Source organism: Methanosarcina sp. 1.H.T.1A.1, assembly GCF_000979295.1.
In the GTDB taxonomy this organism is placed as follows: Archaea; Halobacteriota; Methanosarcinia; order Methanosarcinales; family Methanosarcinaceae; genus Methanosarcina.
In genome coordinates this window covers 1-1,991 of record NZ_JJQY01000075.1, presented here as the reverse complement: position 1 = coordinate 1,991, position 1,991 = coordinate 1, and the positions used below count along the sequence as shown (strand labels likewise).

Below are 1,991 nucleotides of genomic sequence, written 5' to 3'. Positions count from 1 at the left end.
GCCTGGAGGGCCTACATGGAAAACTCTACAAAAACCGGGCCAGCCTACTCAGAGATCGTGTACGATAGGGCTATAAAGTTCGACCCAATGAGTTAAGGTAAAATTAGACAAAGAGAATGGGACGTTAAGGTAAATTCAAGCTCTGGCTGATATGTGTTATCTATGAACACATATCTTCATTTTTTATTATCTATAACGCCAGAGCCGTACTTTATTTTTGTCTATTACGGTTTTGCCTCCCGAATAAAGAGAGGTGGGGCTGGAACGATAGTCTTTGTTGCTTACTGGGCGAGGGCTACCAGATCCACAAAACTCCTCCAATATCTTTTTGGTATTGGGGACGTTGCAAAATAAATTTTGTTATTTAGAATGGTTCTAATGAAAAATTTTCAAGTTCTAGCTTTTTTCAGGGTTACATTTGCTAAAATTCAGAATTTTCAGCTTCTTCGCATATTTATCAGCTTCTTGCACACCTTTCAGCTTCTTCGTATTTTTTCAGCTTCTTTGCAGACTTCACGGGAAAGGCCGCTCTCCTGCGTCGAGCGGGAAGCTATCCGGGATCTTTGAAAGCAGTATAGTACAACCGGCTGTTGGGAGTATAACATGAAAAATGAGTTTTAAAGTTTTGTTATGCGTTTTGGGTATTTCTGTGGTATTATTTTTACAAAATAGGGATAAGTCAAAACAGGTTGGGGGTAAGGAATCATTCGAACAATCAACAGATCAACTATCCAAGTTTAGTTAATGTCCTGACAAGGTTTCTAATATATTAAATGAAAAATTAACCTGGGGGATATATATGAAAAAATATATAATGGCTATAATAATTGGCATTGCTTTTATACTGTTAACAGGAACCAGCCTCGCAGCGAATGAAACTGCACAGAATGAAACGTATGATGCGGGAGCTTTTCAACAGGCTCTGGAGCAGGACGGATTCACTGTACAGGAAGGAGAGCTGGGGTACTTTGATTTAATCAGGTTATTAGAGGCAGGAGTATTACCTTCTGCGTATGGAAATAATCCCAGCACAAAATACTTGGCGTATTTTGTTCCAACGGCTCCTGGTTATGGGGTAGAAGAACGGATTTCTAAATTAACAAGTACTCTTGGAATGAGCGGGAATCTAACTCCGTTCTGGAACCTTGGTCCTGATGAAGCTGTTGTTTTCGTGGGAAGAACCCCGCCTGAATGCAGGTACTTCAGCTATGATAATTACATAATGCACAGGACAATTGGGGATGAGAAGAGATGGATCTTTGCCAACATAGCAGACACAGTGAACAACCTGGTTATTAGAACCGAAGGGACTCCAAACGGGTCGGCCGGGAATCCTTTCAACCAAACCACGATAATAATCATTACGGCTGACAGAGGCATTGATCAGCGCATCCGGGATGCTGCCCAATCTACAGGATATTCGGACGATATAATTAATACCCAGGTACTGCCCTCAGTCATGCTGAACATGGGCCTGGAGAACGACTCCGATACATTTGCCGCATTTATCCGTCCAGCCCTGTTCAATGACACGCAGGCTGGTGACGATTACATAAATAATACACCTGCTACTGTTTTCCGGATTACTCCCAACGAAACTGTGGAACTTGACCCATATGCTTATCCGGAGCTGAGGGTTCGCGGAACCGGGCAAACAGAGTTTGACCTGATGGATGATCTCGAAGAGCTAAGGATTGCGATTCTTGACAAGTATAATGTGTCAAATGCCACAGAGCTTCCGACCAGTCAGATAGTTCCTGCAGGAAGTGATGCTATCCAGAGAGGAATTAACGCCATAGGTCCTGATAACGATGCAGTCTATCTCTGGACAGCAAACCAGAGTGTCTCTTCTCCTACACCTCCTTTCTTTGACACTTCGCAGTACTATCCATTCCTGAGAGACCCGGCAATTACTCTGGGCAACGATACAGATGAGTTCATAATCTGTCTCTTATACACATCTCCGAGCCCACGAGACGGACTCCTATCTC

At 43.0% G+C, this 1,991-nt stretch carries 1 protein-coding gene; it reads left to right on the top strand.

Annotated elements, in window-relative coordinates; genetic code table 11:
* Nucleotides 1–799 precede the first annotated feature (799 nt).
* Nucleotides 800–1,991: hypothetical protein (locus EO95_RS07560; RefSeq protein WP_048133615.1), on the top strand; the 1,192-nt coding region annotated here is incomplete at its 3' end.